Annotated in this window: 27 protein-coding genes; 19 read left to right on the forward strand and 8 right to left on the reverse strand. The window is 63.8% G+C overall.

The window, feature by feature from the left end; all coding sequences use genetic code 11:
* The first annotated feature begins 4 nt into the window (after positions 1 to 4).
* Entirely contained in the window at positions 5 to 988 is a 984-nt protein-coding gene (gene dgcA, locus ABXS05_RS00410) for an N-acetyl-D-Glu racemase DgcA (RefSeq protein WP_367622538.1), read from the forward strand.
* On the opposite strand, the gene ABXS05_RS00415 is transcribed toward dgcA, so the two are convergent.
* A complete protein-coding gene (locus ABXS05_RS00415) occupies positions 958 to 2,160 on the reverse strand; it encodes an MFS transporter (RefSeq protein WP_367622539.1) in 1,203 nt (400 codons plus the stop codon). The genes dgcA and ABXS05_RS00415 overlap by 31 nt on opposite strands.
* Between ABXS05_RS00415 and ABXS05_RS00420 the strand changes: the two genes are divergently transcribed.
* Positions 2,141 to 3,586 (forward strand): hypothetical protein, encoded by a 1,446-nt coding sequence (locus ABXS05_RS00420; protein ID WP_367622540.1) that lies wholly within the window; start codon positions 2,141 to 2,143, stop codon positions 3,584 to 3,586. The two genes, ABXS05_RS00415 and ABXS05_RS00420, sit on opposite strands and share 20 nt — an antisense overlap.
* Positions 3,587 to 3,689: 103 nt before the next feature.
* Here the strand turns inward: ABXS05_RS00420 and ABXS05_RS00425 are convergent, their stop codons facing one another.
* Genes ABXS05_RS00425 through ABXS05_RS00440 form a run of 4 tightly spaced genes read right to left on the reverse strand, consistent with a single transcriptional unit; the run spans position 3,690 to position 7,798 of the window.
* Complete coding sequence (locus ABXS05_RS00425; RefSeq protein WP_311940333.1) at positions 3,690 to 4,316, reverse strand: ABC-type transport auxiliary lipoprotein family protein; 627 nt, start codon at positions 4,314 to 4,316, stop codon at positions 3,690 to 3,692.
* A 16-nt stretch (positions 4,317 to 4,332) separates the two neighbouring features.
* The gene (locus ABXS05_RS00430; protein WP_367622541.1) at positions 4,333 to 5,910 is read right to left on the reverse strand and encodes an MlaD family protein; all 1,578 of its coding nucleotides are present in this window, start codon (positions 5,908 to 5,910) and stop codon (positions 4,333 to 4,335) included.
* A gap of 56 nt (positions 5,911 to 5,966) precedes the next feature.
* Complete coding sequence (locus tag ABXS05_RS00435) at positions 5,967 to 6,773, reverse strand: ABC transporter ATP-binding protein (RefSeq protein ID WP_367622542.1); 807 nt, start codon at positions 6,771 to 6,773, stop codon at positions 5,967 to 5,969.
* 2 nt (positions 6,774 to 6,775) lie between these two features.
* Positions 6,776 to 7,798 carry an MlaE family ABC transporter permease gene (locus ABXS05_RS00440; RefSeq protein WP_311940329.1) on the reverse strand — a complete coding sequence of 341 codons (1,023 nt, stop codon included), beginning with the start codon at positions 7,796 to 7,798 and terminating at the stop codon, positions 6,776 to 6,778.
* A 295-nt stretch (positions 7,799 to 8,093) separates the two neighbouring features.
* Between ABXS05_RS00440 and dgcN the strand changes: the two genes are divergently transcribed.
* The 3 genes from dgcN to ABXS05_RS00455 all read left to right on the forward strand — a co-directional run bounded on the left by dgcN (position 8,094) and on the right by ABXS05_RS00455 (position 10,941).
* A complete protein-coding gene (gene dgcN, locus ABXS05_RS00445) occupies positions 8,094 to 9,101 on the forward strand; it encodes an N-acetyltransferase DgcN (RefSeq protein ID WP_367623412.1) in 1,008 nt (335 codons plus the stop codon).
* 57 nt (positions 9,102 to 9,158) lie between these two features.
* The gene (locus ABXS05_RS00450) at positions 9,159 to 9,845 is read left to right on the forward strand and encodes a fumarylacetoacetate hydrolase family protein (RefSeq protein WP_367622543.1); all 687 of its coding nucleotides are present in this window, start codon (positions 9,159 to 9,161) and stop codon (positions 9,843 to 9,845) included.
* Between the two features lie 148 nt (positions 9,846 to 9,993).
* On the forward strand, positions 9,994 to 10,941 hold the full coding sequence (locus tag ABXS05_RS00455; RefSeq protein ID WP_367622544.1) for a L,D-transpeptidase family protein: 948 nt from the start codon (positions 9,994 to 9,996) through the stop codon (positions 10,939 to 10,941).
* A gap of 12 nt (positions 10,942 to 10,953) precedes the next feature.
* Here the strand turns inward: ABXS05_RS00455 and ABXS05_RS00460 are convergent, their stop codons facing one another.
* The gene (locus tag ABXS05_RS00460; protein ID WP_367622545.1) at positions 10,954 to 11,835 is read right to left on the reverse strand and encodes an AraC family transcriptional regulator; all 882 of its coding nucleotides are present in this window, start codon (positions 11,833 to 11,835) and stop codon (positions 10,954 to 10,956) included.
* Between the two features lie 236 nt (positions 11,836 to 12,071).
* Between ABXS05_RS00460 and ABXS05_RS00465 the strand changes: the two genes are divergently transcribed.
* The gene (locus tag ABXS05_RS00465; RefSeq protein WP_311940320.1) at positions 12,072 to 13,103 is read left to right on the forward strand and encodes an NAD(P)/FAD-dependent oxidoreductase; all 1,032 of its coding nucleotides are present in this window, start codon (positions 12,072 to 12,074) and stop codon (positions 13,101 to 13,103) included.
* A gap of 159 nt (positions 13,104 to 13,262) precedes the next feature.
* Positions 13,263 to 13,787, forward strand: a complete 525-nt coding sequence (locus ABXS05_RS00470) for a universal stress protein (protein ID WP_367622546.1) — start codon at positions 13,263 to 13,265, stop codon at positions 13,785 to 13,787.
* Positions 13,788 to 13,887: 100 nt separating this feature from the next.
* Here ABXS05_RS00470 and ABXS05_RS00475 read toward each other — a convergent pair whose 3' ends face one another.
* Positions 13,888 to 15,144 (reverse strand): hypothetical protein, encoded by a 1,257-nt coding sequence (locus ABXS05_RS00475; RefSeq protein ID WP_367622547.1) that lies wholly within the window; start codon positions 15,142 to 15,144, stop codon positions 13,888 to 13,890.
* A gap of 296 nt (positions 15,145 to 15,440) precedes the next feature.
* Between ABXS05_RS00475 and ABXS05_RS00480 the strand changes: the two genes are divergently transcribed.
* Genes ABXS05_RS00480 through ABXS05_RS00495 form a run of 4 tightly spaced genes read left to right on the forward strand, consistent with a single transcriptional unit; the run spans position 15,441 to position 18,413 of the window.
* Positions 15,441 to 16,598: a caspase family protein gene (locus tag ABXS05_RS00480; protein ID WP_367622548.1), complete on the forward strand. Its 1,158-nt coding sequence runs from the start codon at positions 15,441 to 15,443 to the stop codon at positions 16,596 to 16,598.
* A complete protein-coding gene (locus ABXS05_RS00485) occupies positions 16,595 to 17,383 on the forward strand; it encodes a M15 family metallopeptidase (protein WP_367622549.1) in 789 nt (262 codons plus the stop codon). Before ABXS05_RS00480 ends, ABXS05_RS00485 begins: the two co-directional genes overlap by 4 nt.
* Positions 17,384 to 17,390: 7 nt before the next feature.
* Positions 17,391 to 17,900, forward strand: coding sequence for a SixA phosphatase family protein (locus tag ABXS05_RS00490; protein WP_367622550.1), 510 nt, complete (start codon positions 17,391 to 17,393; stop codon positions 17,898 to 17,900).
* 54 nt (positions 17,901 to 17,954) lie between these two features.
* A complete protein-coding gene (locus tag ABXS05_RS00495; protein ID WP_367622551.1) occupies positions 17,955 to 18,413 on the forward strand; it encodes a YccF domain-containing protein in 459 nt (152 codons plus the stop codon).
* Positions 18,414 to 18,447: 34 nt separating this feature from the next.
* On the opposite strand, the gene ABXS05_RS00500 is transcribed toward ABXS05_RS00495, so the two are convergent.
* Positions 18,448 to 19,569 carry an aminotransferase gene (locus ABXS05_RS00500; protein WP_367622552.1) on the reverse strand — a complete coding sequence of 374 codons (1,122 nt, stop codon included), beginning with the start codon at positions 19,567 to 19,569 and terminating at the stop codon, positions 18,448 to 18,450.
* An 83-nt stretch (positions 19,570 to 19,652) separates the two neighbouring features.
* Between ABXS05_RS00500 and ABXS05_RS00505 the strand changes: the two genes are divergently transcribed.
* The 8 genes from ABXS05_RS00505 (at position 19,653) to ABXS05_RS00540 (ending at position 25,710) form a co-directional block, all read left to right on the forward strand.
* Positions 19,653 to 20,195, forward strand: a complete 543-nt coding sequence (locus tag ABXS05_RS00505) for a helix-turn-helix domain-containing protein (protein ID WP_311938026.1) — start codon at positions 19,653 to 19,655, stop codon at positions 20,193 to 20,195.
* A gap of 111 nt (positions 20,196 to 20,306) precedes the next feature.
* Positions 20,307 to 21,782, forward strand: coding sequence for a YcjX family GTP-binding protein (locus tag ABXS05_RS00510; RefSeq protein ID WP_311938028.1), 1,476 nt, complete (start codon positions 20,307 to 20,309; stop codon positions 21,780 to 21,782).
* A 4-nt stretch (positions 21,783 to 21,786) separates the two neighbouring features.
* The gene (locus ABXS05_RS00515) at positions 21,787 to 22,812 is read left to right on the forward strand and encodes a YcjF family protein (RefSeq protein ID WP_367622553.1); all 1,026 of its coding nucleotides are present in this window, start codon (positions 21,787 to 21,789) and stop codon (positions 22,810 to 22,812) included.
* A 115-nt stretch (positions 22,813 to 22,927) separates the two neighbouring features.
* Positions 22,928 to 23,347, forward strand: coding sequence for an RNA polymerase-binding protein DksA (dksA, locus tag ABXS05_RS00520; RefSeq protein WP_105862881.1), 420 nt, complete (start codon positions 22,928 to 22,930; stop codon positions 23,345 to 23,347).
* Positions 23,348 to 23,625: 278 nt separating this feature from the next.
* Entirely contained in the window at positions 23,626 to 24,084 is a 459-nt protein-coding gene (locus ABXS05_RS00525; protein ID WP_367622554.1) for a hypothetical protein, read from the forward strand.
* A gap of 71 nt (positions 24,085 to 24,155) precedes the next feature.
* A complete protein-coding gene (locus ABXS05_RS00530; protein ID WP_367622555.1) occupies positions 24,156 to 24,656 on the forward strand; it encodes a copper chaperone PCu(A)C in 501 nt (166 codons plus the stop codon).
* A gap of 14 nt (positions 24,657 to 24,670) precedes the next feature.
* Positions 24,671 to 25,267, forward strand: a complete 597-nt coding sequence (locus ABXS05_RS00535; RefSeq protein WP_311938038.1) for an SCO family protein — start codon at positions 24,671 to 24,673, stop codon at positions 25,265 to 25,267.
* Positions 25,264 to 25,710 (forward strand): c-type cytochrome, encoded by a 447-nt coding sequence (locus tag ABXS05_RS00540; RefSeq protein WP_311938040.1) that lies wholly within the window; start codon positions 25,264 to 25,266, stop codon positions 25,708 to 25,710. Before ABXS05_RS00535 ends, ABXS05_RS00540 begins: the two co-directional genes overlap by 4 nt.
* Positions 25,711 to 25,762: the final 52 nt, after the last annotated feature.

A 25,762-nucleotide genomic window follows, 5' to 3' on the forward strand; every position in this document is an offset into this window, starting at 1 on the left:
CGCCATGGCCGCGCATCTTTCCGTCGCCGTGGAGCGCTGGCCGCTCGCCAACGTTTTCACCATTGCCCGCGGATCCAAGACGGAGGCCGTTGTGGTCGTCGTCGAGATCGTATGCGACGGCCTGAGGGGACGCGGCGAATGCGTGCCTTATGCGCGCTATGGCGAGACGGTAGAAGGCGTGATCGAGGCGATCGAGGCACGGCGTGGGGCGATCGAGGCCGGGCTGTCGCGTGCCGCACTCCAGGACCTTGTCCCAGCCGGTGCTGCCCGCAACGCCATCGATTGCGCCTTGTGGGATCTGGAGGCCAAGCTTACCGGCAAGCCGGCCTGGGCCATGGCGGGCCTGGCCGAACCCGGCCCGCTGACGACCGCCTATACGATTTCACTGGGCGAGCCGGAGGCCATGGCCGAGGCAGCGGCCAAGGCCGCGCATCGGCCACTGCTCAAGATCAAGCTCGGCACGCCCGATGATGCCGCGCGCATCGCCGCCGTCCGCCGCCATGCCCCTCAGTCGCAATTGATCATCGATGCCAACGAGGGCTGGCGGGCCGACAATCTCGCGGCCAATCTGCGCGCCTGCGCGGAGGCCGGCGTCGCGCTGATCGAGCAGCCGCTGCCGGCCGGGGATGATGGCGCCCTTGCGCAGGTGGAGCGGATCGTGCCGGTCTGTGCCGATGAATCCCTGCATGACCGCGCGTCGCTGCCGAGCCTCAAGGGACGCTATGACGCCATCAACATCAAACTCGACAAGGCGGGCGGCCTTACCGAAGCCATCGCGCTGGCCGGGCAGGCGCGTTCGCTGGGGCTCGACCTGATGATCGGCTGCATGGTTGGCACGTCCCTGGCCATGGCTCCGGCACTGCTGCTTGCCAGCCAGGCCGTCGTCGTCGATCTCGACGGGCCGCTGCTGCTCGCCCGCGACCGGGACCCGGGTCTGCGCTATGACGGCAGCACCGTCTATCCACCCGAAGCCGGGCTCTGGGGCTGAGCGCCACTCCTGCGCTCGACCGTGCCGGCGACGACCACCAGGCCGGTGCCGATCATGGCGATCAGGGCCATGGCGAAATAGCCATGGGCTGAAAACAGGCCGTAGAGTTCGCCGGACAGCACGGTGCCGAGGGTGAGGCCGATGCCGATGACCGAGGCGACCACGCCCTGGCGCGCCGAGGGATTGCGCGTGAAGCGGGCGACCCATCCCATGGTGGCCAGATGCACGCAGGCAAAGGAAAAGCCGTGCAGGGCCTGGAGCCCGGCCACGGCGAAGCCATTGGCGGGAGCAAGGCCCAGCAGGATCCAGCGTGTGATGCCGACAGCTCCGCCGAACAGGATCAGGCGGTAGGGACCGAGCCGCCCGGCAATATTGCTGCCGAACAGGAAGACGCTGGTTTCCAGCACCACGCCGATGGCCCAGAGCACGCCGATCTGCAAGGAAGAAAAGCCCTGATCCTGCCAGATCAGCGTGCCGAAACTATAGAGGAAGGCGTGGGCCCCCTGCAGGCAGGCAATGCCGGCAACGAAGACGATCATCAGCTTGAGCGGGGGCGAGGTGCCTTCCGATGCCGGCCGCATGACCAGCCGCCGGCCGCGGCTGCGATCGTCCGGCAGGGACAGGCCGGCGAAAACCGTGAGTGCCGCCAGGATCGCCAGAATCGGCGGCACCGTCGTGATCGGCAGATGCTTCAGCACCAGACCGGCGGTGAGTCCTGAAACGAGCCAGGCGAGCGAGCCCCATTGCCGGATCTGGCCGTATTTATGGCCATGCAGGCTGACACCGCCCAGAACGATGGTGTCGAGCAAGGGCGTGGTTGCGGCCACGAAGGCAAAGGCGATGGCCAGATTGATGGCGACCGCGGTGAAACTCTCGGCAAAAGTGAGGCCGGCATAACCGAAGGCCGCGCAGCACACCATGAACAGAAAGGTGCGGCGTGGGCCGAGCGGACCGTCGCCGACCCAGGCGAAGGGGGCCGAAGTCACGCGCATCAGCATGGGGATGGCGAGCAGCAGGCCCATATCGCTGGCATCGAAGCCCCGCTCGACCAGCCAAAGGGGAAAGAAGGGCGTGTAGACGCCGGGGCCGGAGAGCAACAGGGCGTAGGTCACGCTGGCTGCGATCGCAGATTTGCGTGAGACGCTCCAATCCTTGAAGGAAATCAGCGACATCGGGGGAAAACAACCGCACAGGATTGGCTCCGGGCGGGCGCTTTGGATTATATGGGGTGAGAATCAGGACAACGACGATTCGTTGATTCTCTTACGCCCGCCTGTGCCAGTTGACGAGGGCCATTTCATGCAATCGCTTTCGCCCGAAACGCTGCTCAGCGAAGAGGATTACGGCGCCATCGAAGCGGCCGTGATGGAGACGGCGCGGGGGCGCTGGTTCCTGGCCGAATATGCCCGCCGAAACCGCAATGCCGACACCGAAGTGGTCTTGGCGGCGATCCGCCGTCTCGAGCGTCTCGTCCATAGTGCCGGGGCGCTGGATGCCCGTGACGAGGTCACGCGCGGTATGGCCGATATCGCGCAGGCGATCGCCGCTGCCCAATCGGCTCCGGTAACCGTGGAGGTTGCTGCCAGCGTGGCTTCGTCGCCGGGGAATGCACCGCCCTCCCTTGTCGAGCGCCGCGTGGAAGAGCAGACGTCGGTTTTCGGAAGGAGCGATGCGGCAACCCAGACAGACAGCACCGGATCCGTTTCCGAAGCCGGATCGGATGGCGTGGATGCTGGTTCCGCCATGACTCCTGAACTGGCGGAAGATACGCCCAAGGACGAAGTTGCAGAGCCGATCGAGGCGGAAGCTTCCACGATGATGGCGTCGTCGACCGCCGAACCGGAGCAGGCTGAACCGGTTGCCGGGCACGGGGCTGAAGTCACTGGCACCGATCGGGGATGGGCAGGGCTCGAACTTGCGGCAACCGAGATCGCGTCCTTGGGTCTGCCGCCCGACCTGGCGAGCCCTGACAGCCCCGATGCCCCGTTCACCCAGCTGGCCGACGAGCAGGCTGGAGGCGAGATCGGCGCCACTGCCATCGAGCAAGACGAGGCTGTTTCCGCGACCGGCGGCGGCACGGCGGAACCCGGAGAGCTCTTTCCGATCCTGGAACTCGATGAGGAGGCGACCGAGGCGTTGCTGACGCTGGACGTGCCGCGCCAGGAACTGATCCTGCCGCCCAATCACCTCGCTACTCAGCGCTGGCACAGGGAACTGGCGGCCGGCGAGGAGACGGCTCAGCATCGCCTCGACAAATGGGCGGCAATTTCGGGCAAGGGCGATGGCGCTGCCGGTCTTTCAATACCGGAGAGCGAGCGAGACAAGGTGCTCGACATGGTGGCGGTGGTGGAGGAAGCACTCGAGCCTGCACCTCCTCCCGGGCTGGTGACCTTCATCGATGAGGAACCGATGGAGGAGGAGCACTCGATCTTTACCGCTCCCCTCAGGCTCGAGCCTGAGGCGGTGGTGGACAAGGACGTTGAGGTCGCCGTCGCACACCGGCCCGCCCCGCCGAAGGCACGCGAACTCGCGCCTCACCTGACTCTCGGCGAAATCGAGATCATGCCGTTCACTAAGAAGGCTGCGCTGTTCAGCTGAATCGAACCGGCAGGCGGCGGAGGCATGATCGCCGGGGCGGGTTGAAGGGAATCAAAGGATATCCCTTTTGTTTCAATCTATTATGATTGAATCTTAATCGAAATTATGATGCCAGGGATGCCTTGCCCGTCGTCCAGGCCACGATCTCGATCAGCACTTTGCGCAGGGCTTGATCGAGGGTGGCGGAGGCCTGCTGACCGGTCAAGCCGGCGGCGGGGACACGGGCGGAAAACAGATTGGCGGCGACGATGCGCCCCGATTTCTGGCTGACCACCCGGGCGGCAACCGTGACCACGGCGACGGGCGAAGTGCCGGCATCGATCTGGAAATCACGCAGTTCCGTCACCAGCAGGGCATCGGGCGTGAACTTGTCGTCGGGTCGTCCAACCATGCCGATGCGGTGGGCATTCTCGAAGGTCTGGATCAGGCGGGCCTGCACCAGCACGGGCAGGCGGTCGGCCCATTGGGCCGCAGGCAGATAGGAAATCTGGCTGTTGGCGCTATGCACCAGGATGCGGTCGCTGTTGATGGCCTGCAGCGCGGTCGGCTCGGCCACCATGATCTGGGCGCGGCTGTTGCCGCGTGCCTCGACGTCCCGGGGGGCGCTGAGGTCATAGGTGGCCGGCGGTGGCGAGCCGGCCAGCGTGGAGCACCCGCCGGCCAGCAGGGTTGCCGCGAGCGCCAGGGCCTTTGCCGGACGGGCGGGCAGGGGGCGGAGGAGGGAACGCATACCGACACCACGCATATCATTTACCCTTGTAATCAGGGATATTCGATTTCGGCCCGAAGATCAGCTGTTGTGGATTGCGCTGAAGTCCGTTGAGGGTTCGCTGCAGATTCTGCAGGGTTTTCTGTCCGTCAACGGCCAATTGCCGATAATCCCGCAGACCGGCGCCGGTGAACTGGTCGAGATTCTTGGCCAATGCCGCAGTACGGGCGTCAAGATTGGTGGCGAATTGGCGGATGGCTTTGGCCGCTTCGGTGATCTCGGCGAACATGCCCTGGCCGCCCTGGCCCGAGGTCATGGCGGTGATGTTCTTCATGATGCCGTCGAGCTGGTCGGCTGCGCGGTTGAGCTTCTTGGAGATATCGCCGGCATCGGCGACCACTTGGCGGACCTGGGCGCTGGAGTCGCCGAGGGTGGTCGCAAACTTGTTCACATTGGTGACGACGCCGTCGATCTTGGCCGGATCGAGTGCGGTCGCGACCCTGTTGAAACTGTCGAAGGCAGCGGCAAGCTTGGGCGTCATTGCCGACAGGTCGCCCGAAATCCTGCGGGCATCCTTGACGAAAGCCGTGATTTCTTCGGCGTTCTGGCCGAGGGCCCCGGTGAAGGCGGCGACGTTGTCGACCACCTGGTTGACCTTCCCGCTATCGACGGCAGCTGTGATGCGGTTGATGTTTTCGAGGCCCGCATCGAGCTTCGGCGCCATCGCATTGAGCTGCGCCGTCAGCGAGGAGGCATTGGTGGCGAACGCCTGCAGCGGCTCGCGGCTGTCGGCCAGGGTCTTGCTGAAGGCCGTGATATTGTCCACGGCAGCCTGCGCCTTGGCGGCGTCGAAGGCCTTGGTGAACGACGTCAGATTGTCGGAAGCCAGGGAAACGTTGCTGACGATATGATCAATCTTCTCGGGTGAAACCGCCTTGAGCAAGGCCTGCAGGTCGGATGTCATGCCGTTGAGGTTGTCGGCCACGCGCTTGATGCTCTGGGCAGCCTCGCCGGTGCTGTGCAGGAAGTCGGAGACATTGGCGGAATTGTCGGCGAGCGCCTTGGTGAAGGCTTGGACGTTCTGGATGGTCGCCGTGGCATTGCCCTCGTTCTGGGCGATCCAGCCATCCAGGCGGTTCATGGTGGAGGCCGCCTGGGTGATGGTGTCGCGCGCGCCATCGACCAGGTTCTGCAGCTCCGAGCGCTGGGCCTGGATCACGGCATATTGCTGGTCGTCCTTGGGCTTGAGGTCCTCTGTGTTCGGCTTGCCGCCATAGAGCTGGATGTTGGCGCCGCCGGTGATACCGGTGAATTCCAGTCTCGCCGAAGTGTCGACCTTCACCGGGGTCTTGTCGCGGACGCTGATGATGGCGATCACGCCCGAGGGATTGTTGGGATTGATCTCCAGCGTTTCGACCTGGCCAACCCGGATACCGTTGAAAGTGACACTCGACCCGACGGTAAGGCCCGTGACGGAACCGGCGAAATCCACCTGGAAACGCCGGACCGTCTGGCTCTCGCTGATGCGGGCGAACCAGACCACAAAGCCGAGCGCTGCGGCGACGACTGCAAGCGTGAACAGGCCGATCAGGGCATTGTGAGCGCGTGTTTCCATGGGTCAGGCACTATCCATGTTCAGCTCGATGTCCATGCTCAACTCGGTCTCCATGCTCAACCCGGTTTCCTGGCGCCGCTACTGGCGGTCGCCAAGGCGGCGCGGGCACGGGGGCCATGGAAATAGGCGCGCAGCCAGGGGTGTTCGGAAGCGAGCATGGTCTCCATCGGGCCTTGGGCCAACACGCGTCCCTCGCCGATCGCCACGATGCGATCGCAGATCGCGTGGAGACTGTCGAGGTCGTGCGTCACCATATAGACGGTCAGGCCGAGTGTCTGCCTGAGCGTGGCGATCAATTCGTCGAATTCACCGGCGCCGATCGGATCGAGGCCGGAGGTCGGTTCGTCTAGGAAAACCAGGTCCGGATCGAGGGCCAGCGCCCGCGCCAGTGCCGCGCGCTTGATCATGCCGCCGGAGAGTTCCGAGGGACGCTTGTCGGCAGCATCGGGCTTGAGGCCGACCAGCGCGATCTTCAGCATGGCGAGCTCGTCCAGCAGCTTGGGCGAGAGCTTGAGATATTCGCGCATCGGAACCTGGATGTTCTGCTTCACCGTCAGGGAGGAGAACAGGGCGCCTTGCTGGAACAGCACCCCCCAGCGCCGGGCGATGCGCTGCTGTTCGCGCGGGCGCAAATTGAGATAGTCCAGGCCGAAGACCTCGATCTGTCCGGAGTGAAGCGGCGCCAGGCCGATGATGGTGCGCATCAGTACCGATTTGCCGGTGCCCGAAGCGCCGACAACCCCGAGGATCTCGCCGCGGTAGACGTCCAGGCTGAGACCGTCGAGGATGAATCGGGGTCCGAAGTTCACGCGGACGTCGCGGGCGGAGATGATGGTTTCGCGGGATTGGTCTGGGGGCGCCATGGTCAGAAACTGATGGATGCGAAGAAGATGGCGAAGAGGCCATCGACCACGATGACGATGAACATGGATTTGACCACCGAGGCCGTGGTCTGGCGCCCGAGCGATTCAGCCGATCCCTGGACCTTGAAACCTTCGATGCAGGCGGTAATGCCGATCATCAGCGCCATGACCGGCGCCTTGATCAGGCCGACCAGGAAAGTGTGCATGGTCATCGAATCGCGCAGGTTCTGCAGGAAGGTGGTGGGCGTGATGCCGCCATAGCCCCAGGCCACCAGAGCGCCGCCGAACATACCCGCCATCGCGGCCAGGAAGGTCAGCATCGGCAGGGCGATGATCAAGGCGAGGATGCGCGGGATGACCAGGACTTCCATGGGATCGATGCCCATGACGTGCATGGCATCGATCTCCTCGCGCATCTTCATCGAGCCGAGTTCGGCCGTGATCGCCGAACCCGAGCGGCCGGCCACCATGATGGCCGCAAGCAGCAGGCCGACTTCCCGGAACATCAGCACGGCCAGGGTGTACACCACCAGCAGCGTGGCACCGTAATAGCTCAGCTGCAGGATCATCTGCTGGGCCAGAATGGCCCCGACGAGGAAGGAGATCAGCGCGATGATCGGCACGCCGCGCAGGCCGATCAATTCGATCTGGTTGACCACTGCGGCCCAGCGAAAGCGTGTACGCGCCGTAAGCAGGCGTCCGATCGCGCGCATGGTTTCGCCGAGGAACACATTCATGTTCACGGCATCATGCACGATCCGGCGCATGGACTGGCCGAGATCGGCCAGGAGTTCGATGAGATGATGCGCTTCCGGCGGCTGTGGGGGCGACGTAATGTTCTGCGCCGCGATCTCCGCCAGCAGGATCGCCTGCGCTTCGGTAGCATTGGTGATCTCGAGCGTGGAGTTGCGCGCGCCGAAGGCCGCCCGGATATTCTCGATGACGACCCCACCGAGCGTGTCGAGCTGCGAGACGCCGGACAGGTCGAACTCCACCACCGTATTGGCCGGGGCGGCCTTGATCATGATCGCGGAGAGTTTTTCCAGATGCCGCGAATTGCGTGCGACCCAGGCGCCTGTTGGCGCCAGCCGAGCGGGACCCGTCTGGGTCAGATCGCTGTTGTCTATGTCCTGCTCGGGCTTCAAGTTGCGAAACGGGCTCTTGCGGGGGAATCACTGGAGGTCATACTAATCTTTCGGGCATGATGCGCAAAAAGCCCCGTGCCATTTTGCCAATATTTCTGTGCAGTCAATAGGATAGCGTGTGACGGCGCGACCCGGCAACCACTGCGCGCATATCTTCAGGAAGGTCGCCGCCCCCATGCAGATCGAAAAGCCCTATCTGATGTTCGTTGGCGACGTGGCCGACCAGCTTGCCGCCAAGACCGCGGCCGGTATCGTCGACTGGCGCAGGGACTGGTGCCTCGGTCAGTTGCGGCTGCCGGGGTGCAGGGCGGATCTGGGGCTGGAGGACATCGGCATTGGCGAGGGTGTTCGACGTGGCGCGCGGACGCTGGTGATCGGGGTGGTCAACGCCGGCGGCGTCCTGCCGGAGCATTGGATCAGCGTGATCGTCGAAGCGCTGGAAGCCGGGCTCGACGTCGCCTCGGGCCTGCATCGCCGGCTGGAGGAATTTCCGCAAATTGCCGAAGCCGCCCGGCGCCATGGCCGGCAGCTTCACGATGTGCGTATCCCGGGCCAGAGTTTTGCCACCGGCAAGGGCACCAAGCGCAGCGGCCTGCGTCTGCTCACTGTCGGCACCGATTGTTCGGTCGGCAAGAAATATACTGCCCTTGCCCTGGAACGGGAGATGCGGGCCCAGGGCCTCGACGCCGATTTCCGGGCCACGGGGCAGACCGGTATCCTGATTTCGGGGCGGGGCGTGGCTGTGGATGCGGTGGTGGCCGATTTCATTTCCGGCGCCGCCGAATGGATCAGCCCCGATGCCGACCCCCGTCATTGGGACGTGATCGAGGGGCAGGGCAGCCTGTTTCATCCCTCCTTCGCCGGCGTGACCCTCGGGCTGCTGCATGGCGCCCAGCCCGATGCTTTCGTCGTCTGCCATGAGCCGACCCGCACGACCATGCGTGGCGTGCCGGCCGCCTTGCCGAGCATTCGAGCCGTCATCGACGCCACCATCGCCAATGGCCGCCTGACCAATCCGGGCATTCAATGTGTCGGTATCGCCGTCAACACCCAAGCCCTGGACGAGACGGCTGCCAGGGCCTGCCTGGCCGAGATCGGCGAGACCGAAGGCCTGCCCACGACGGATCCCGTGAGGTTCGGTGTGGCCGATATCGTCAGGCGCTTGAGGGAAGTGTTCGACTGACTTGCGCTTGTCGGCGCGATGAGCCGGAGCGTTCTAATCAACCAGGAAGATCTTGCGATGGACTATGTCATTGAACCGCCGCCACAGGCCTTCGTAGCGGTCGCCGGTGAAACCGCCGTCTTTCCGGTGCGGCGCATCTGGTGCGTCGGCCGCAACTACGCCGATCATGCCCGCGAGATGGGAGCCGATCCTACGCGCGAGCCGCCCTTCTTCTTTGCCAAGCCTGCCGATGCCGTCAATCCCGGCGGCCTGTTGCCGTTTCCGAGCCAGACCTCGGATCTGCATCACGAAATCGAGCTTGTGGTCGCCATCGGACGGGGCGGACGGGACATGCCGGTCGAACGGGCGCTCGACCATGTCTATGGCTATGCCGTCGGCCTCGACATGACACGCCGGGACATCCAGGCCGAGGCCAAGAAGCTTTCCAGGCCGTGGGAGCTCGCCAAGGGCTTCGACCAGTCCTGCCCGATCGGCGCCATCGTGCCGGCGGCGCGCATCGGCCACCCCGACAAGGGCAGGATCGAGGCGACGGTCAACGGCAAGGTGCAGCAGTCCGGCGATCTGTCGCAGATGATCTGGTCGGTACCGGAGGCGATCGCCTATCTGTCGCGTTATGTGGCGCTGGCGCCCGGCGATCTCCTGATGACTGGAACACCGGCCGGGGTCAGCTCGGTGAAGCCGGGCGACACCCTGCGCGGCAGCTGCGAGGGGATCGGGGAGATCGTCGTGAGCTACGAGGAGTGACGGGGCGACGGCTTGTTCGCCGCACATTTCCCATGAAAATCCGGGCGGGACCGTAACCACCAAGGCCGCAGCAATCACAAATCCGCCGGAAAAGCCTGCGATTGCTGGGCCGATTCATGTAGATGATAGAGTTGGAATGACGAGGCGCATGATCGGTATTGGTGTTTCGATACTTGCGCTGACAGGAGCGTTCACGGCTTTGCCCGCGATGCTTGATCGCTCGGGGCTCCACCTGCCGTTCAAGGATGAAAAACCGCCTGTTTTTGCCGCCCTTCCGCCTGGTATTCCGCTCGAACAGCGTCACCTTCAACCCATACCGATGTCGGTTCGAACGGTGATGGCAAAAGCAGGCATGAAGAGCGCCGATCCGGTGTTGATCCGCATATTCAAGGCCGAAAACGAGCTTGAAATCTGGAAGAAAGGCGCAGACGGGCGCTTTTCTCTTCTGAAGACATGGCCCATCTGTAGCTGGTCGGGTGAACTCGGGCGCAAAAGGCGCGAAGGCGACCGTCAATCGCCGGAAGGGTTCTACACCCTGACCAAGACCTCGCTCAATCCGCGCTCGGCCTATTACCTTTCCTTCAACCTCGGCTTTCCCAACTCGCTTGAACGCTCCCTTGGCTATACCGGGTCTGCCCTGATGGTGCATGGTGCGTGCCGCTCTGTCGGCTGTTTCGCCATGACGGATGGTGGCATCAACGAAATCTATCCGCTGGTGCGCGACGCCCTGGATGCCGGGCAGCAAACCATTCAGGTGCAGGCTTTTCCTTTCCGCATGCATGCCCGGAACATGGCCGTCAATGCGAGTGGCCCCGACCTGACCTTCTGGCTGAATCTGAAGGAAGGGCATGATCATTTCGAAGCCACGCGGCGGGAACCAACCGTGGCAAGCTGCGGCGGGCGCTACGTCTTCAACGCCCGCAGCACGGTCCCGCTGGAGCCGGCAAAGCCGTGTCCTTCGCTGGTTGTCTCCCCGGATACTCTCGCTGCCGTTGCAAAGTACCGCGCCGGAGACGAAGCCGATTTTACCAAGGTGGCGGTTGACGTCGCACCAAGCTGGCGCCGCTGGCTGACTCGATTGGGTGCCAGCCTCTGATCCGGATGGATGTCACTTCAACGGCAGGTTCACGGCCGTCAGCCATTCGGACGGCGGCGCGCTACGCGGGTCGTTGAGATATTCCTCGAAGCAGGGCGCCTCGCCCGGCTGACGCCCGGAATGCGGCAGCCAGCTGTGGTAGAGATAGGCATAGGCGATATCGAGATCGGCATAGGGGCCCTTGTGCACAAGCCGGGCCACGGGGCCGCCGCCAACCTCGCGCCAGGCCATAGCCGGGGCGAGAGGACTATCTTCCGGTACGGCGAGCCCGGCTTCCGAGCGCAGTTCCGCGAGAGGCTTGCTGTCGGGATCGTCATAGTAGATGCCGATCATGCGGACGCCTGGGCGCAGCAGGCCGTGGCCGCCAGCCCAGGCCAACAGGCGCTCGAAACTGACGCCGATCTTCTGGTAGTCGCCGCGATGGGGCAGGGTGGCCAGGCGGAGTTTGGGCACAGTCTCGATGGTGACGTCGTAGTGCAGGGTTGAGCGCAAAGCAGTGGCACGGGTCATGGCTTGAGATCCTGATGGCTGAAGGACCGGGCGCAGATCCTGGCCCGCACGCCGATAGGCGGCCGGCGGCGAGCCATAGGAGGCCGCAAAAGCGCGGGTGAAGGCCGCCACCGATCCGTAGCCGGCCCGGGTGGCGATGCGTACCAGCGCGTGCTGCGAGCGATTGAGCTCGACGGCGGCACGATGGAGGCGCAGCCGCCGCACAGCCTCTGCCACGGTTTCTCCCGTGACCGCTACGAAAACGCGGTGGAAGTGGTAGGGCGAGAAGCAGGCAATGTCGCTCAGATCGTCGAGTTCGAGCCTGTCGTCGAGATGATCGGCGATATGGCTCATCACCCGTTCGATGCGAGCTGCATAGGCAAGGCTGGTTTCGTGTCGGGTCATGATCTGTCTCCGGTGGCCTCACCCTAGCTGCGCTGATTTGATCATGATTGCGGAGTTGACGAGGGCATGCGCTTCGTTGACTTTGGTCAGCCTTGCTGCCCTAGAGCAAAGCGCGTTTAGACGGAAACGCCGCATTGCTCTCACTCTTTGATTGGACGCGTCTTTGCGATTCTTGGCGATTCCGCCAAATCGCAAAACGCTTTAGAAGCTGCTGTGAACCACCTATCGGACAGATCATGACTGAGATTATCAAGACCGACGTGCTCATCGTCGGCGCCGGGCCTGTCGGCCTGTTCTCCGTATTCGAACTCGGTCTGCTCGATATCAGGGTGCATGTGGTCGACATTCTCGACAAGATCGGCGGCCAGTGCGCCGAGCTCTATCCTGAAAAGCCGATCTACGACATTCCCGGCTTCCCGATCGTGACGGGGCAGGAACTCGTCGACAATCTGCTCAAGCAGATCGAACCGTTCTCGCCCGTCTTCCATCTGTCGCGCATGATCTCCACGATCGAGCGCATCGGTGATCCCCTGTTCCGCGTCACCACGGATGCCGGCGACGTGTTCGAGACCAAGACCGTGGTGATCGCCGCCGGCGGTGGCTCCTTCCAGCCCAAGAAGCCACCGATCGAGGGCATCGAAGCCTATGAGGGCAAGTCGGTTTCCTATGCCGTCAGGCAGATGGAGGCTTTCCGCGACCGCTCCGTGCTGATCGTCGGCGGCGGCGATTCCGCCCTCGACTGGACGCTGAACCTGCAGCCCATCGCCAAGCGCGTGACCCTGATGCATCGCCGCGATGCGTTCCGGGCTGCTCCCCATTCGGTGGAGAAGATGCGGGCCTTGGCGGCAGAGGGGGCGATGGACCTGAAATTCGGGCAGGTCGTCGGCCTGGAGGGAGCGGATGGCCAGCTCTCGGGTGCGGTGATCCGCGAGGATTCCGGCACGGTCTACACCTTGCCGGTCGAGCACATGCTGCCCTTCTTCGGCCTGACCATGAAGCTTGGACCGGTGTCGAGCTGGGGGCTCGATTTGCACAATGACGAATTGGTGCTGGTCTCCACCGAGACCTTCGAGACATCGCAGCCGGGCATTTTCGCCATTGGCGACATCAACTGGTATCCCGGCAAGCTCAAGCTGATCCTGTCGGGCTTCCATGAAGGCGCACTGATGGCGCAGAAGGCTTTCCGCTATATCTACCCGGAGAAACGCTTGACGTTTCAATACACAACCTCATCGTCTTCCCTGCAAAAAAAACTCGGTGTGCTCTGAACTTTTTGGCATCCCAAGCGTTTGCAATTCGTCAGGGGGCCCTATATCGATTAGGTACAGCCATCTAAGGATGGCTGGGGCGTGCTCTTTCAACTGAGGCGTGACGCCATAACGTCTATTCTGTTCTGTGCGTCAGCTCGGCCAACGGGAGTAGACAAGATGTTCAAGTCGATCGTCGTTCCTGTCGATATTGCAGATCTGAAACTGGCCAGACTCGCCATCGACAGCGCAGTGAAACTTGCCGATACCGCCGGCGCGACGCTGACCCTGGTCCATGTCGTGCCGATCATGCCCCTGATGATGCTGGATACGGTGCCCGTAAGCTTTGAAGGCGAAGTGGCCGAAAAGGCCAAGGGCTCGCTCGCCGATCTCGCCCGCACGGTACTGCTGCCGGGCGGCCAGGTGCAGAGCGTGGTGCGGATCGGCGGCATCTACCACGAAGTTCTGGCCATCGCCGAGGAACAGAAGGCCGATCTCGTGGTGGTCGGTTCACACCAACCGAGTGTCGCCACCTATCTGCTCGGCTGCAATGCGAGCGCCATCGTACGCCATTCCGGCTGCTCTGTGCTGGTCATCCGTGAGGAGAAGCCGCACGCCGAGGAAACCACCGACGATGTGTCGCCGCATTTCGCCTCGGTCGACGATGCCATGCGGGCAGCCTGGGAAGCCGACAAGCTGCATTGAAGCGCGAGACGGCGCCGTTCCTGATGGATTAGGCCTCTGCCTCATAAAAAAGGCGCAGCGAGGCCGCGAAGGCCACAGCCTGTCCCGGGGCGTCGGGCTCTCAGGCGCCGCAGGACGCCATGGCGTCGTCGAGCGTTTTCGAGGCGTCTTCGGTCGGGATCGCTTCCGATCGACCGACCGGCTCACCGGCCTTGTCGAGCACGGCGACGGTGAGATTGCCGCTCCTGCGCAAATCCCTGACATCCTTGGCGGCGAGCAGGGCGGCAACGCTCTGTTCGCCATTTCCGGCCGCCTCTACGCTGTCTATCGCAATCTGGCGCCCGGCAATTCTAAGCGATCGCGCCGAGACGGCAGCAGCCCGCATACGTTCGAGATCGAGCGGCGCCAGGGCCTTGAAGGATAGTTCGAGGCGCGCCGTCTTGCTGTCGCGGCAGGCGAGGGCGACACGGAACTGCTCGCTGGCGAATTCCGCGGTTGCCGGCAGGCCCGCGGCCTGGATGAGGGTCCAGCGGCCGTGGCCGGCCGGCGGGATGCCCGGCGAGGCCTTGAGCCCCACGCTCGGCTTGGCGACAGCGGCCATCGGCTGGTCGTTCCCCCTGCCGTTGAGCAGGCTCGAGGTCGTAACGGGTTCATCGGAGGCCGGCAGCAGGGTCGTGGCGACCCCGACCGGGATCCACTGGCTTTCGGGCAGTACGTCGAGGCTGTTGAAGGGGGTGCGCAGGGTAGTGGTGAAGAACGCTTCGTTCACCCCCAGAGTCTTGACGAAATCATAGACACTGACGACCTCGCGACCATAGTCACGCACGATCTGGCCCATTTCGCGGGCATCGAAGCTTTCGCCATCGGTGAATTGCGGCGAGAACTGGTGCACGCCGACCTTCGAGCCCGGCACGACGAAACGCGCTGTACCGCCCAGCATCACCATGGTGCAGGCCGAGAAGCAGCCGGCCTGATTGAAGACCGGCTGGCCGCGCTGAAGGCGGGCCTGGCCGATCACGGTCGTCCATCCGGCCTTGCGGATGCGGCGCCCCATGATCAGGGCAGGCTGCACCTTGCCGCCGATCGACTCGAAAGCGATGATGACCTTCGTCGCATCGCTTGGTGGTAATTGCCCGTCCGCAGGTTCCGCCGGCAGCACACCGCTCAGGCGGTTCTGCGAGAGGAAGACGGCAAAATTTCGCGAGGTTTCGTCGACGATCTGGCCCGAGGCATTGATCACCACGCATCCCGGACAGGATTTGCCGGAGGCAATGATGCTGAATTGCATGGGCTGCGAATCGTCGCCTGCCTGGACCGTGCCGGTTGCTGCGAGCAGGGCGAGAACCGCGAGGCTGGCCGGTTTGCCCGGCCGTGGCATGAATTGTTTCGCAATGGCGGTTGCCTGGCGCAAATCCACGGCCTCTCCGATCCCGTACACAACACTTGGGTGGCAGCTTTCATGGCCGCAAGCGCTGCTTCGTTGCAAGGGTGAAATCGGCGAAATTGCCTTGAATCATGAGACGGTTGGTCGGCGTGACAATCCTGCCACAGCCATCGCTCCTCAAAATTGTGCTGGGGGCTCGATGTGCTTTTTCGCGCGTTCGATGTGTTAACAAAAGGTGATACTCTGTGAAGGTGCATAAGACCGGTCGGGCCATGATGATGCGACGTTATATGTGGGGTCTTTTTCTGCTCGCCGGCCTGCTTGTCGGGGGCGAGGCTCTGGCGGCCCAGAAGGCGGCGCTGGTGATCGGCAACAGCGCCTATCGCTCGGTGACGCCTTTGGTGAACCCGGCCAATGACGCCAACGACATGGCGGCGGCGCTGGGGCGGATCGGCTATGCGGTGACCCTGGTCAAGGACGGCGACCTGGCGGCGATGAATGACGGGCTGAGGGCGTTCCTGCGCGATGCCGACCATGCCGACAGCGTGGTGGTGTTCTATTCGGGCCATGGCGTGCAGGTGAAGGGGCGCAACTACCTGGTGCCTGTCTCGGCCAAGATCTCGGACGAGCTCGATCTGGACACCCAGACCCTGTCGTTGGACAAGCTGCTGGAACTGGTCGACAGCGCGGCGCCGAAGGTGAAGATCGTGATCCTGGATTCGTGCCGGGACAATCCCCTGACGCGCCAGCTGACGCGGGGGGCGGGGACGCGCGGGCTGGCCCGCATCGATCTCGACGCCTCCTCGGCCAAGGGCACGCTGATCGCCTTCTCTACGGCGCCGGGTTCAGTGGCGCAGGACGGCAGCGGGCGCAACTCGCCCTTCACCACGGCGCTGCTCGCCCATATGGAGACGCCCGGCCTCGACATCCGCCAGATGTTCGGCCAGGTCAGGGCCGATGTCGACCAGTCGACCCAGGGCGGCCAGACCCCCTGGGTGAACGAGGCCATCATCGGTTCCTTCGCCATGGCCGGAAAGGTCGAGACACCGCAACCGGTCAAGGCGATAACGGTGGAACCTCAGGTCACGCCTCAACCGACGCCCCAGCCCGTCGTGGAGCCCCAGCCGCAGCCTGAATTCCAACAGCAGGCGGCGATCGAGCCGGCGGAACCCACGCCCGCACCCCGCAACAACCAGGTTGAATTCATCTTGCCGGATTCGGGGAGCAGGCGATTGAACTGGAACGATATTTCGGGCCTGTCGGGGCAGCAGTTGCGTCTGGCCCGCAACGAGATCTATGCGCGCCGCGGCCGCTATATGAAGGACACGCAATTGCGCGCCTATTTCTCCCAATTCTCCTGGTATCGTCCCTGGACCTGGAATGTCGAACTCAGCGCCGTCGAAAAAGCCAATGTCGCCCTGATCCAGCGCGCCGAGGCCGGTCAATGAGGAATGTCGTTCGGACCGGAACGCTGGCCCTCGCTCTGTCGATGGCTTTTGCATCGGCGGCGATGGCCGATCCCACCCTGGATACTCTGGTGGCGGCCTATCCTGATTTCATCGCGGGCTACGACGCCAAGGATCTCATTCTGAAGAATGGCCAGCATATCGCGCTTTCCGACGGCGCTGCCAACAAGACGCCGCAGCAGCGTATCGAGAAGGCCGATATCCGCGACATGTTCGTGATGCCCTATACGCTCGGGGCCCATTACAAGCAGCCGGCCACGCCGGCGGACGATCCTGGCCGCGCTCGCAACCAGGCGCTGTTCGATGCCATGTATGGCGATTGCACGAAGGGGCAGGTCAAGCTCAAGACCATTCAGTGGCTCCCTGGTTTGGGAGGCGGCACGCTGCGCGTGGCCACCGCCAATGGCGTTGCCGATCGGCTGGAGGCCGTCTCGCGCGATCTCGAAGCCCTCCCGGCTAAATTCCACGTCTATCTCAAGCCTTCGGCCGGAACCTTCAACTGCCGCGTGATCGCCGGCACGTCGCGCATGAGCATGCACGCCTATGCCGCGGCGATCGACATCAATGTGAAATTCACCGATTATTGGCGCTGGGGCGGGGCCAAGAAGGAGACGGACAAGGTTTCCTACAAAAACCGTATCCCGATGGAGATTGTCGAGGTTTTCGAAAAGCACGGTTTCATCTGGGGTGGAAAATGGTACCATTACGACACCATGCATTTCGAATATCGACCTGAAATCATAGCTTTGTCGAAGAACTCTAAGTGACTGATTGATGAAGCGCCTGATATTGCTGCGGCACGCGAAATCGGACTATCCCGACGGTGTTTCCGATCACGAGCGTCCCCTTGCGCCGCGGGGGCAGCGGGACGCCCCGCGCATGGGAAGGGAGATCGCCCGCCGCGGTCTGCAGCCCGACCATGTGATCGCCTCGACCGCACGCCGCACGCGCGAGACGCTGGCCCTGATCGAGGGCAGCCTGGGGCCGCACACGCTGCATTTCGAGCGGGCGATCTACGAGGCACCGCCGGAAACGATACTGCGCGTCATTCGGGCGGTGGCACCCGAGGTGCAGACCCTGCTGATCGTCGGCCACAATCCCGGCCTGGAACAGGTCGCGGCCTTCCTGACACGGGGGGCGGGGACGGCAGCCGATCCGCTCAGCGGCAAATTTCCGACCGCTGCCCTTGCCGTTCTCGACTTCGAACTCGATGATTGGGCCGGGATCGCCGGCCATCAGGCGACGCTGGCCTTGTTCCTCTCGCCGAAGATGCTGGACCGCTAGCACCCGTTTTGGGCTGATTGCCGTGCCCATGCAGATGATTGGAGGGAGCCGCTGATGCGATTGATCGGAAACCTGATCTGGTTCGTCTTCGGCGGCATCTTCCTGGGGATCGCCTGGTTTCTGCTCGGCCTGCTGGCCTTCATCACCATCGTCGGCATCCCCTGGGGGCGGGCCTGCCTGACGATCTCGAATTTCTGCTTCTTTCCGTTCGGGCGCGAGGCGATCAGCCGGCGCGAACTCTATCAGAGGGACGATATCGGTACCGGCCGCCTCGGCCTGATCGGGAATGTGATCTGGTTCGTCTTCGCCGGCCTGTGGCTGGCGATCGGCCATGTCTGCTCGGCGCTGTTCTGCTTCGTCACCATTATCGGCATTCCCTTCGGCATCCAGCACCTCAAGCTCGCCGGCATCGCCATAGCGCCAATCGGGCAGACCATCGTCTCCAGGGAGGTGGCTGAGGCTGCCCGGCGCAGTAGCGCGCAGGCACGGGTCGAGACGCTGCGGCGCCGGTAGAAAAAATGCCGATAGTGCCCTGTATAACAGGGCGTTAGTCGAACTCTTTCAGGAATTGGCTTACGCGGGCCAGGCCCTCGCGCAGGACAGTGCTGCCATTGGCATAGCCGATACGCAGATATCCCTCCATTTCCATGGCACTGCCGGGCGTGAACAGCACGCCGGTGCGCTCCAGCAGGCGGATGCAGAACGCTTCCGAAGCGATGGGAAGGTCGTATTTCAAGAGGGCCGTGGTGCCGGAGCGGGGCTTGATATAGCTGATCCGTGGCTCGTCCTTGACCCAGGCATCGAGGATGGCGAGGTTGCCGCGCACGATCGAACGGCTGCGCGCCAGGACCTTGTCGCGGTTCTCCAGCGCCATGGTGGCGAAATGATCGTCGATCATGCCGACGCTGATGGTGTTGTAGTCGCGATGGATGGAGACGGCGTGGATTAGGTCCACGGGACCCGCGATCCAGCCAAGGCGCAGGCCCGCGAGCGAATAGGCCTTGGACATGCTGGCGGTGCTGATGCCCTTCTCATAGAGATCCGCCATGGAAGCAGTGAAGCCGTCGCCTTCCTGGTCTATGCCGCGATAGACCTCGTCGCACAGCACATAGGCGCCGCAGGCGCGGGCGATGGCAGCGATCTCGCCGAGGAAGGCTTCGTCCATCAGCGCACCCGTCGGATTGTTGGGATTGTTGATGGCGATCAGCTTGGTGCCGGGCAAAGCGAGGCGGCGCAGTTCTTCGAGATCGGGTAGGAAGCCGTTCTCCTCGCGCAGTTTGAGGATCTGCACGTCGGCGCCGTAGCTGGCGGGAATGGAGTAATGCTGCTGGTAGGTCGGCAGCACCGAGATCACGCGGTCACCCGGCTCGACCAGGGTTTCGTGCACGAGGGCATTGGCACCGATCGCGCCATGGGCCACCACGATGTTCTCGATTTTCTGGCGGGCATAGGTCGCCGCGATGGCAGCCCGCAGGCGATCGCTGCCCTCGATGGCACCATAGGTCATCTTCATCGCCAGCAGATCATCGAGCGCGCTCTGGGGCTTGCCGGCAATCTCGAGCAATTGCGCGATCGTCAGCGATTCGACGCAGGTCTCCGCCAGATTGTGCGAACAATGGTTCTCATACCCGTTCATCCAGATCTCGACGCCGAAATTGCGAATCTTCATGACCGATTGCCGCCTTGCCTGTTGCGCATTATATTGCTCATCCATATGTGCATTATATTGCGCAGTCAAGGGATGAGAGTGGAATGGCGGATGTACTCGTCCATGTCGGGGCCAATGTCAGGCGTCTGCGCGCCGAGGCAGGCATGAGCCAGGCGGCGCTGGCGGAGGCCAGCGGCCTCAGTCGGAGGCTGATCGTGGCAGTGGAGGCGGGAGACGCCAACATCTCCCTGGCCAATCTCGACCGGCTGGCCGGCGTGTTGGGGGTGGACTTCGGGGCGATCGTCCGCGATCCAGGCCAGGCCGGCAACCAGCGTGTCGATCAGCTTGGCTGGCGTGGGATGCATCCCGACAGCCGTGCCACCTTTCTGGGAGCGGCACCGGCGCGGCGAGCGGCCGAACTCTGGACCTGGAGCCTGGGGCCCGGCGATCGCTATGACGCGCTGCCGGATGCCGAGGGCTGGCGCGAAATGCTCTATGTCGTCGAGGGCGTGCTGATCGTCGAGACGGCCGGCGGCGGTGAGGTCGTCGCGGCCGGTGATTTCCTGATCTTCGACAGTTCGCAATCCTATAGCTACGTCAATGCCGGGCAGGGCATCGTGCGCTTCGTGCGCAACGTGGTGTCGTGACACAATGTACCCAAGGTGCGGGCGAGACATCCGCCCCTTCACCGTCACGCATGCAGCGTTTTCGCCGACATGCTGGAATTTTGCCGCGCTTGCCCTTAAGTGATGCGGACCATGCCGCCACAAGCCTCCTCCTGGATGTCCGTGTTCGACGAAGCGCTGATCGCGGCCAAGAGTTTGGCGGGTTTTGCCGCGTCGAGCTTCAATCCGACGGTCCGCCTCGGCGTCACTGGCCTTTCGCGCGCCGGCAAGACTGTATTCATCACCGCCCTGGTGCAGGCCCTGGTCGAGGGAGGGCGCCTGCCGGTCTTCCGTGCCCAGGCCGAGGGCCGCATTGCCGGCTCCTCGCTGTCGCCGCAGCCTGACGACACCGTGCCGCGCTTCGACTACGAGGTTCATCTGGCCGATCTGGCCGGCCCGGCCCGGCGCTGGCCCGATTCGACGCGCCAGATCTCGGAACTGCGCCTGGTCATCGATTTCCAGTCGAACCGGCGCTTTGCCGCCGGCATGTCGCGCCTGACCCTCGATATCGTCGACTATCCCGGCGAATGGCTGCTCGACCTGCCGCTGCTCAACATGAGCTATGCCGAGTGGTCGGCGCAGACGATCGCCGCCAGCCGCGAGGGATCGCGCCTGGCCATTGCCGGCCCCTGGCACGAAATGCTGGCCAGGCTCGATCCGGCGGCTCCCGAAAACGAGGCCCTGGCGCGCGAGGCTGCCGCGCTGTTCACCGCCTATCTCAAGGCCGGACGCGACGAGCGTTTCGCCCTCTCGACTCTGCCGCCGGGACGCTTCCTGCTGCCGGGCGATCTGGAGGGGTCGCCGGCCCTGACCTTCGCGCCGCTCGATCTCTCCAAGGCGGGGGATATCAGGTCCGGCTCCTTGCATGCCATGATGGAGCGGCGCTTCGAGGCTTATAAGCACAAGATCGTGCGCCCCTTCTTCACGCATCACTTTGCCCGGCTCGACCGCCAGATCGTGCTGGTCGACGCGCTGTCCGCCCTCAATGCCGGCCCCCAGGCTGTGCATGATCTAGAAACCGCGCTGACTTCGGTGCTGTCGGCCTTTCGCGTGGGCGCGAACAGCTGGTGGTCGGCGATCTTCCGGCCGCGCATCCAGAAGATCCTGTTCGCCGCGACCAAGGCCGATCATCTGCATCACACCAGCCATGACCGTCTCGAGGCGATCCTGCGCAAGATGGCGGATGGGGCGATCGGGCGCGCGGCCTTTTCGGGCGCCAGCGTGGATGTGGTGGCGCTCGCCTCCATCCGCGCCACCAGGGAGGCCAGCGTCAAGCAGGGGCGCGAGAACCTGCCTTGCATCATCGGTACGCCCATGGCCGGCGAGCGCTCGGGGGACGAGGTCTTCGATGGTGAGGCCGAGATCGCCGTGTTCCCGGGCGAACTGCCCGAAGATCCCAATGCCGTGTTCTCGGGTTCCGGCTTCAACGGCCTCGAAAACCTCCGGGAAGGCGGGGTCGACTACCGTTTCATCCGCTTCCGTCCGCCCAGACTGGAAGACGGGCAGATCTTTCCCCATATTCGCCTGGACCGGGCGCTCGAATTCCTGATCGGCGACAAACTGGCGTGAGCGAATGAATACGGAACCCCGCAAGCCGCGTGCCTTCCGCCTCGACGATCCCAATGTGGTGATGGCCGATACGCCGGTGGCGGCGGCGATGCGGCGCGGCCATGTGGTGGTGACGCCTGAACCGGAGGCCTTCGAGCAAGAGGCTGCCGAAGTCGCGCCGCAGCGGCCGCGCCGTTCGCGCTGGGGCACCTTGTTCTGGTCGGCCGTGGGCGGACTGGTCTCTCTCGCCGTCGGCCTGTCGCTGACCAAGCTGATCGACGACCTCTTTTCCTATGCCGGCTGGCTCGGCTGGCTCGGCGCCGCCCTGACGGGGTTGGCGGTTCTGGCTTTCGCTGTCATTGCCATCCGGGAAGTCATCGGCCTGATGCGGCTGTCGCGCATCGAGCATCTGCACGACAGGGCATTGCTGGCCATTGCCAAGGATGACCGCGATGCAGCGCGCGGTCTGTCGCGCGATCTCGTCAAGCTCTATGCCGCCAACCCGCGCATGGCCAGGGCCCGCGCGGCGGTGGAGGCGGCCGCCGGCGATATCGTCGACGGCGCTGATCTGATCAGGGTCACCGAGCGCGAACTGATGGGACCGCTCGATGCCGAAGCCCAGCGGATCATCGCCGATGCGGCCAAGCGGGTGTCGCTGGTCACCGCCGTCAGCCCTCGTGCTTTGGTCGACATGTTTTTCGTGGGTGCTGAGACGTTGCGGGTGATCCGACGGCTCGCGACCCTTTATGGCGGCCGGCCGGGCGGCCTCGGCATGATGCGCCTGCTGCGCCATGCCCTCGGCAATCTCGCCATCACCGGCGGCATGGCCGCCGGTGATTCCCTGATCAGCCAGGCGCTCGGCCACGGCCTGGCTTCGCGTATATCGGCCAAATTGGGGGAAGGCGTCCTGAACGGCATCCTGACGGCCCGCCTTGGACTTGCGGCCATGATGGCGAGCAGGCCGATGCCCTTCGATGCCTTGCCCAGGCCGGGCGTGACGGACGTCGCCGGAGGCCTCATTCTAAAGAGCAAGGAGGACACGGCCGGCTAAGCCATGTGCACAACTTTATCGTTTTCAACGAATCGGTGACAACGAAGAGCATTGTCGTGACGCGTCACTGCGACTATAGACCTCTCGCCCAGTAGCGGAGTGTTGGGATTCTTACATGACTTCATTGAGTGTAGATACCAATTATCGGCCGACTGACGACGAGCCTTTCATGAACGAGCGTCAGCGGGACTATTTCCGGCGCAAGCTCAATGCCTGGAAGCTCGACATCCTGCGCGAAGCGCAGGATACCATCGCCAATCTGCAGGCCGAGAACGAGAACCACCCCGATCTAGCCGATCGTGCCTCTTCGGAAACGGATCGTGCCATCGAACTGCGAGCCCGGGATCGCCAGCGTAAGCTGATCTCGAAGATCGACGCGGCCCTTGCCCGCATCGATGACGGCTCCTACGGTTATTGCGAAGAAACGGGCGAACCGATCTCTCTCAAGCGTCTCGACGCCAGGCCGATCGCGACCTTGTCGCTGGAAGCCCAGGAGCGGCACGAGCGCCGTGAGCGCGTCTATCGCGACGACTAGAGCATTTGCGGCCTGGTGAAGCCCACCGGGATACGCAGAGGCTTGTCGGAGCGAGGAGGTGGAGCAGGGAAGCGTTTTTAAAGAATGCGCCAGGCTCCGGAGATTTTTGACGACTGCCGGCCTTCTCAGCCCCATCAGGAGATGGAGTTGAGAAGGCCGGCATTTTTGTTTTCGGCGGGTGCCGAGGATCGGCGCTCCCCAGAGCGTTTTGCGATTTGGCGGAATCATCGGGTCTCGCGGAGACGCTGCGAAACAGGGCGTCAGTGCAGGACGCGCTCATGTTCGAACGTATGGCCCTGGGCGTTTTCATGCGCCATGGCGCCGCCTTGACTTTCGGCAGCGGCTCGGCTGCATATGCGGCCATGATCCTATCCCGCCACTTCCCATTGCTGCGGCAATGTCTGGCTGCCTTGCTGGCCCTTGGGCTGCTGCTCAACGGCATGGGCGGTTCGCTCGCCAGCGAGGAGGGCCGGGGAGGCGCGGCAACCGTCGTCATCGCCGGGACGGTGGTCACCATCTGCCAGTTCGGCGATGCGGATGCCGGCGGCAAGGCCCATGGTGGCCATTCCTGTGACCAGTGTGCACTTCGCCTGGCGCCGGCTCTGCCGCAGGTCCAGGCGGTCGCCAGCGTCATCCGCTTTCCGCAGGTCGTCAGGTTCCGCCCCTCGCAGGGCTTTTTCGCGGCGACCAGGCAGGATCGCAGGCCCGTCTGGCCGCGCGGACCGCCGATAGGCTGAACGGTTCACCGCCTTCACCCTTCCTCCTCCGCAGCCTGTGCAAGGCTGCTCGATTCCGTTCAGGTTTTCCCATGAAACTCGTTCCGTTCTTCGGCACCCGGATTTTCGGTGTTCTGGCGCTCGCCTCCACGCTCGCCTCCGGGGCCTTGGCCCATGACTACAAGGCCGGCACGCTCCAGATCGCCCATCCCTGGACCCGTGCCACCCCGCAGGGAGCGCCGGTCGCCGGTGGCTACACCATCATCGAGAACACCGGTGACCAACCCGACAAGCTGGTCGGCGGCAGCTTCTCGGCCGCAGCCGGCTTCTCGATCCATCAGATGTCGAACAAGGACGGCGTCATGAAGATGTCGCCCGTCGAAGGCGGGCTGGAAATTCCGGCCCATGGCAAGGTTGAACTCAGCCCGTCAGCCTTCCATCTGATGTTCACCGGGCTCAAGCAGCAGCTCAAGCCCAACCAGTCCATCGACGGCACGTTGGTGTTCGAGAAGGCCGGCACGGTGCCGGTGAAGTTCAAGGTCGAAGCCATTGGCGCCAAGCAGCCGGCCGAAGCCGACCACAGCAACCATTGAGGCGGGAGGTGTTCATGACCCTCAAATCCAGTCGTCTCCAACTGGTGGTTCTCGTGGCGCTGCTCGCCGTGCTGGCGGCCGCGGGCGTGCTGGCCCTGCAAAGCATGGGCGGCAAACCGACGGCCCAGTCCAGCTTCATCGGTGGTGATTTCAGCCTGACCAATCAGGACGGCAAGCCGGTGACACAGGCCACTTTCCTGGGCAAGCCCACCGCTTATTTCTTCGGCTACACCAATTGTCCCGATGCCTGCCCGACGACCTTGACCGACATGACGGACAGATTGAAGGCGCTGGGGCCGGATGGGGACAAGTTCAACGTCGTCTTCGTTTCCGTGGACCCGGCCCGCGATACGCCGCAACTGCTCAAGACCTATCTGGAGAGCTTCGATCCGCGCATCACCGCCGCCACAGGCACCCCCGAGCAGGTGGCCGACATCATCAAGAAGTTCCGCGTCTACGCCAAGAAGGTTGGGGAAGGGGACGGCTATACCTTCGATCATTCGACGGCCGTCTACATGATGAACGCCAAGGGCGAACTGGTGACGCTGATCGACTATCAGGCGCCCCGTGAGGAGGCGCTGGACAAGATGCGCCGCGCGCTCGCCTCGTGAGCAGGATTGTCTGGTTCGGCCTGGCCGCGGCACTCGGTGGTGTCGCGGTCGGGACTTTCATTGCCTTGCGCTCGGTCGGCGAGGTTGCTCCGCCCCCGTCGCCTGCCCAGGCGATTGCCGATATCCGCCCGCCGGAAGCGACCTTCGCCCCGGTGTTCGAACCCTGCGCCCACTGCCACCAGATCGGCCGCGGGGCCCGTTCGGCTACCGGACCGATCCTGCAGGGGCTCGCGGGCCGCAAGGCCGGCACGCTGCCGGGCTATCCCTTCTCGCCGGCCATGCAGGCGAGCGGGTTGACCTGGGACGCCGCCACCCTCGATGGCTTCATCGCGGCACCGCAGGCGGTGGTGCCGGGAACCCGGATGATCTATGCCGGAATGGACGATGCCGATCGGCGCAGGGCTCTGGTCGAGTTCATTCTGAAAGCCGGCTCGGGCTCCTGAGGGTCCAATCCGTAAATCGATTCACCAAATGGTTGCATTTGAACCAGCCCCT

The organism is Labrys neptuniae, assembly GCF_040797145.1.
Taxonomy (GTDB): Bacteria; Pseudomonadota; Alphaproteobacteria; order Rhizobiales; family Labraceae; genus Labrys; species Labrys neptuniae.